This window comes from Sphaerospermopsis kisseleviana CS-549 (genome assembly GCF_028329225.1).
Taxonomy (GTDB): Bacteria; Cyanobacteriota; Cyanobacteriia; order Cyanobacteriales; family Nostocaceae; genus Sphaerospermopsis; species Sphaerospermopsis kisseleviana.
The window spans coordinates 1-5774 of record NZ_JAQMTI010000107.1 but is presented as its reverse complement, the minus strand read 5'-3'; the positions used below and the strand labels follow the sequence as shown (position 1 = coordinate 5774).

Here is a 5774-nt window from a genome sequence, read left to right as displayed (position 1 = left end):
TTTGGCATCTAAACGGGAAAAGTAATGAAACATTCGCCGTTCAAATTCTTTTTGATTATATCCTTGGTTTTCTAGATGTATTAAAAAATAACTGTCTTTTCCTTGCCATTTGACTTGTGCTAATAGGTCTATTTTTCTTTTGTCTCCAGCGGTGACATCTGTAAATATTTCTTCTGGTAAAAAGGTGAGGGTGTCTTTTTCTACATATTCTAATATTTCTAGTAGAAACAGTTCTATAAATTCCCAAAAGAATGTTTGGATTAATTCTTTAAATAGTCTATCGTGGTCTATCATGGGTTTTGTGGTAGAGAATAGGGAACGGGTTTAAAAATGTTTTAGCATCAGGTTTTATGATTACAGGTTTGATTTATTTAGCTACATTAACTATATTTTAGGTATGGGAATTTTCCTCACATCTATTTTACCTGTGACGGCATTGGTGATCAAGGCTGTGCGGTATTCTTTTAATACGTCTATCGCTTGTTGAATTTTGGTTTTTTGTTCTTCTATTTGGGCTGTTTTTTGGTCGAGATATTGAATAATTTTTCTTTGCTCATCAAGAGTTGGGAGAGCAATTAAAAACTCTTTGATTTTGTCTAAATGTAAATTGGTAACAGTATTAGATTTTGCCCCAATATTAATTTGTGTTTCTGTTAATTTACCTAATAAAGAGTATTGTAAAAACTCAACATTAACTTTTTCTTTGATAACTTTAATTAGACATAAGCTAACAAAAATACTAAAATCAAAGTCCCAATCAACAATTCTAGCAACGCCTATTGTTCCATTTTTAGAATAAAGTAAATCTCCTTTTTTTGGTTTACATCTGAGAGATAATATTTTGTGTTCTTCTTTAGGAATAAATTTAATATTGTTCATGTCAATAGAATTATTTTTTGCTTGAACAATATCAGTAACTCTTAAAAAAGGTATTCCATCATCAACATAAGTTGGAGTAAAGTGCGCTCCGTCAATAATTTGGTGAGTTATATGTTTTAATCGAACAGGTTTCCAATGCTGCGGAATCGCCCCCAACCACTCAATACCAGAATCTTTCATCGGGACATTTACATCTAGTCCTTTGGTGACTGCGTGACTAATAAGGGCGGTGCGTTTTTCGTCCAGTTTTTGTATCAAGGTTTCTTTCTTCGCTATCAGTTCATCTATTTGTTTGGTTTTATAGTCTAAAAATCGGGCTATCTTTTCTTGTTCTTCTAATGGGGGAAAACCACTAAATAAATCATGTATATAATTTCGATTTAAAGTGCCAACAGCAGTACCCCAACTTAAAGATTTAATATCTAATGTTTTGAGAAGATAAAAAATAAATCTGGAGTCAGAATTGATGAAATTTTTGACATACAATGCTGTGTTATGCGCCCAAAAATCCTGATCAATATAATTTATTTCTCCAACACTTCCACTTCGTCCTACTGTAATTGATGGAGCTTTTACATTAAATGATGTATGATAACCAATTATTCCATTAGAAGCACAAACTGGATATTTGCCTTCTTCCATTTCATCACGGGATAAATCATAACCCCTTTGTAGTAGAAAAGCATATTTAACTCGTTTTACTTCCCAATGCTCAGGAACATCACCCAACCACTCAACACTAGAATCTTTATACTTATCATAACCCTGATACTTACCCATTTAACTAACTTCCCAATCTTCAAACTTTAACCCGTCAATTCTGCTAAACTCTCTCACATTATGAGTTACCAATATTAAATTATTCGCTAAAGCAATAGCAGCAATTTGTATATCATTGGAACTAATAGGAGTACCAATTTTAGCTAAATCAGCCCGAATTTGTCCATAAACTTCCGCACAATTATCATCAAAAGGTAAAGATACAAACTGATATAAAAATGATTTTTGAATCTTCAAAGCTTTTTCAGGGTTATTACTTCGCTTTGACCCATAAAATAACTCAGATTTCACCACAGAACAAACCGCAACTTTTTCAGGTTCTAGATTATCGAGATGATAATTAATACTCAATGACCTCCCCTTGAGATACATAATACAAACATTTGTATCTAATAAATAAACTAAAGAATTTTTATTCATTAAACACCCCAACTAAATCATCATCCCTATCTTCATAAATCCCTAGTTCATCTTCTCCTAAATCAATATCCGCACAAGCACCAGATAAATTGAGGATTCCTTTAGTATGCAGCATATTCTTTTGTTTTAAAAATTCCTTTAATTCTACCTCAGAGAAAAAATTAAGCATCTCCTTCATTTCCTGAAAATCAATTAAACCTTCCCGCAAAGCATCTAAGACAAGATTAGCAATGATTTTTTGTGGTAAATTACCCCATTCATTTTGAATCTTATCTGTTAAATTATCTGGTAAATCTATGGTGATTTGCATAATTATAAAATCTCCCTTAGCTGTATTTTTATTATACCTGAACAAATACCCTACTTCTTTTTTATTCTTAATCCTGTTCCTGTGCCAAAGTCAAAACTTGTACATAAAGTCTGTCAGAAATTCTCATTCCCTGTGCTTGCATCTCATCTAAAACACCTTGAATACTAGCCAACAAACCCCGACGCTTTGCTAATAATAATACCCCTACAGTACCAATTAAAGGCAACTTGCGAGCTATAGCAAATTTCCGTGCTGCTTTTTCATCTATTAACAACTGAGAAGCTCCTATTTCCTCCGCTAAAGCAATGGCTTCTGACTCCCCTAAATCTAATTTCAACGACTCTTGTAAGCTGTTACACAGCTAAATTGTATAACCCTAATGTTCTGAACTCTTGTTTAACAGGCAAGATGCCTGTTCCACTTATAAGCTGTTACACAGCTAAATTGTATAATCCTAATATTCTGAACTCTTGTTTAACAGGCCTGTTCCACTTATACACATTAAATGCACAACAGCTTATCAGAAACGATTATCATTTAATAATTATGTTGATTTAAAACTAATTCTGCTTGTTCTACTTCTTGACGTAATTCATCCAAGGTTTGAGAATCATCAAAAAGAGAAATACCCCATTTTTTCATCATTTCTATGACCTCTAAACGAGAAATGCCAAGAATTTTACCAGCCCTACCACTGGTAATTTCTCCTACTTCTAATAATGTCATTACATAACCTTCCTTGGCTTTTTGTAAAGCCTTTTGTCTGACTGCTTCTGAAATCTGCATACTTTCTAATTGCTCATCTAAAATCACTAATGCCATTACTAAAATCTCCCCAATCTATCTTTTAATTTTACAGCATATTCCCAAAAACAAGATGAAAACTTTTATTGACAATCTTCCATCATACCCTTAATTCTGTTAGTATAACCTATACCACTTCCCCTAACATCGCCATAATATCCGTTTCCAAAGATTTAATATCATCCTCAATTGCATCTAAATTTCTGGGTGGTTGATATACATAAAAATGGCGATTTAAAGGAATTTCATAACCTACTTTAGTTTTATCAAAATCAATCCAAGCATCTGGAACATGGGGTAAAACTTCTTTTTCTAAATATTTTTGACAGTGGTTTTCTACTAACTTAATCAATTCATTGACACTCGCTTTGTCTCCATATTCCAAGGGTAAAGGTAAAGGAATATCATCTGGTAAAGGCACAATTTCTGTATCACGTAAATTACTATCAGGTTCAGGATTTCCTTTAGCATCTGTACAAATTTCTGCTTGTGGATCTGTTTCTCCTAATGCTGCTAAAATCGCTTTTTTCACAGGTGCTTTTAATGTCAATCCTGCCTTTTTTAACACCTTATTTAAATCTGTTTCCAACTCTGTACGGGATAAATACAGTTTATCAGCTTGCATATTTTGTAAAGCATCAATAATCTGTGATTGGAGATTTTTACCCTCTAATATTTCTAACTGTTGTACTTTTTCATCTTTGCGCTTTTTAGTAGTAGCTAAATTTTGAAACGCTGTTTGTTCCCATAATCTCCCTAAACGTTCCTCGCTTACCTGAAAATTTAATCTTAATGGACGTTCTACCGTAATCTTTAAAAAGCCAAATTCCCGATTATCAAATATTTTAGAACATACTCGCTGTTCTATTTGTCCATCTGTTTCTACTTCACTAATACCATTGTGGTGAAAATCTCCATATAATCGCACCAGTTCGGTAATATGTGCGGGGGATAATTCATTGCGCTTATTACCAAGACTCTTTTTCATTTTCTGGTAATGTTTTGTACCATCAATAAGCTGTACTTTACCTTTTCTATGATCCGCTTTTTTATTAGTAACTAACCAAATATAAGTGAAAATTCCGGTGTTATAAAACATCTGGTCAGGTAATGCAACTACCGCTTCTAACCAGTCATTTTCAATGATCCACCTTCTAATATTACTTTCACCACTTCCCGCATCTCCTGTAAATAAAGGTGAACCATTAAAAACAATGGCAATTCTTGAACCGTCTCCTCCTTCCTCTGGTGGTTTGTGCATTTTTGATATCTTATGTTGGAGGAACAACAATGAACCATCATTAATGCGTGGTAAACCTGCGCCAAATCTGCCATTAAATCCTAAGCTTTCATATTCATCTTTAACAAAATCTTCCTCTGGTTTCCATTCTACTCCAAAGGGAGGATTGGCAAACATATAATGAAATTTTTTATCAGGATGTCCGTCCTGGGGTAAAAAGTTATTACTCTTAACTTTAGCGTTTTTTACTCCCAATGTATCGCCATAAATAATATTATCAATGGGTTCATCTTTAATCAGTAAATCTGCACAACAAATAGCATAGGATTCGGGGTTATATTCTTGCCCAAATAACCCTAAATTAGCTTGGGGATTCTGATTTTTAATATGTTCTTCTGCTACTGATAACATTCCCCCTGTACCGGCTGTGGGGTCATAAATAGAACGATAAATACCTTGTTTAAAGACATCTTGTTCATCACAGAAAACCAGATTTACCATCAAGCGAATTACTTCACGGGGTGTAAAGTGGTCTCCCGCTTCTTCGTTTGCTTGTTCATTAAATTTTCTCACCAATTCTTCAAATAAATAACCCATTTGTAGGTTAGAAAGTTTCTCTGGTGATACATCTATTTCTGGTTTACAAAGTTCTTTAATCACTAAATACAAGCGATTACTTTCATCGAGTTTTTCTATTTCCGCATCAAAATCAAATTTTTCAAATATATCTCGCGCCCTGGGGGAAAAACCATTGATATAATTGCGTAAGTTACTGGTAATACCATCTGGGTCACTCAATAAACTTACATATTGGGGAATATAGTTAGGTTCTGTGGATGAGGTATCAGATTTATTAAATGTGAACTTACTGAGATTGTATAAAGGTTGAGTTCTATCTGTACCTGTGGCAACTTTGGCGATCGCTTTTTCTAATGCGTCTCCTTTTATCTCCATCCCCTCATATTTTACTTGGGCTTCTAGTACAGCTTTCTTAGTTGGTTCTAATACCGCATCTAATCGCCGCAACACTATCAAAGGTAACATCACCCGCCGATATTGGGGAGGGCGATAAGGTCCCCGGAGTTTGTCGGCTATACTCCAAATCAAACCGACTAACTCTTGATGATTTGTATTTCCTGTATTTGTCACTATAGTAATTTTTAGTAATTGAGTAATTGAGTAATTGAGTAATTGAGTAATTGAGCAAGTCCTAAGTTGACAATTTCATAGACAAAACTATACTTATATTGACAAAAATCAATATATTTTTAGGAAAAAATCAACTACTTGATATATAATACAGTGATATCAAGTATTGAATTGAGACTATTGCCGACGCGA

Annotated in this window: 6 protein-coding genes and 1 pseudogene; all 7 read right to left on the bottom strand. The window is 33.8% G+C overall.

The window, feature by feature from the left end; all coding sequences use genetic code 11:
• Positions 1-294: pseudogene (locus tag PN497_RS08685) on the bottom strand (Rpn family recombination-promoting nuclease/putative transposase); the annotation flags it as partial.
• Between the two features lie 90 nt (positions 295-384).
• Positions 385-1659: a restriction endonuclease subunit S gene (locus PN497_RS08680; protein ID WP_096566870.1), complete on the bottom strand. Its 1275-nt coding sequence runs from the start codon at positions 1657-1659 to the stop codon at positions 385-387.
• A complete protein-coding gene (gene vapC / locus PN497_RS08675; RefSeq protein WP_096566868.1) occupies positions 1660-2079 on the bottom strand; it encodes a type II toxin-antitoxin system tRNA(fMet)-specific endonuclease VapC in 420 nt (139 codons plus the stop codon).
• On the bottom strand, positions 2072-2389 hold the full coding sequence (locus PN497_RS08670; RefSeq protein ID WP_096566866.1) for a hypothetical protein: 318 nt from the start codon (positions 2387-2389) through the stop codon (positions 2072-2074). The genes vapC and PN497_RS08670 overlap by 8 nt, the downstream gene beginning before the upstream one ends.
• 67 nt (positions 2390-2456) lie before the next feature.
• Positions 2457-2726, bottom strand: coding sequence for a DUF3368 domain-containing protein (locus tag PN497_RS08665; RefSeq protein ID WP_272109931.1), 270 nt, complete (start codon positions 2724-2726; stop codon positions 2457-2459).
• A 200-nt stretch (positions 2727-2926) separates the two neighbouring features.
• Positions 2927-3211: a UPF0175 family protein gene (locus PN497_RS08660; RefSeq protein ID WP_096566864.1), complete on the bottom strand. Its 285-nt coding sequence runs from the start codon at positions 3209-3211 to the stop codon at positions 2927-2929.
• Between the two features lie 109 nt (positions 3212-3320).
• Positions 3321-5582, bottom strand: a complete 2262-nt coding sequence (locus tag PN497_RS08655) for a type I restriction-modification system subunit M (RefSeq protein WP_272109928.1) — start codon at positions 5580-5582, stop codon at positions 3321-3323.
• Positions 5583-5774 lie beyond the last annotated feature (192 nt).

Coding starts and splice junctions, on each gene's coding strand:
- PN497_RS08680 (WP_096566870.1), bottom strand. CDS start 1,659: ATGGGTAAGTATCAGGGTTATGATAAGTATAAAGATTCTAGTGTTGAG.
- vapC (WP_096566868.1), bottom strand. CDS start 2,079: ATGAATAAAAATTCTTTAGTTTATTTATTAGATACAAATGTTTGTATT.
- PN497_RS08670 (WP_096566866.1), bottom strand. CDS start 2,389: ATGCAAATCACCATAGATTTACCAGATAATTTAACAGATAAGATTCAA.
- PN497_RS08660 (WP_096566864.1), bottom strand. CDS start 3,211: ATGGCATTAGTGATTTTAGATGAGCAATTAGAAAGTATGCAGATTTCA.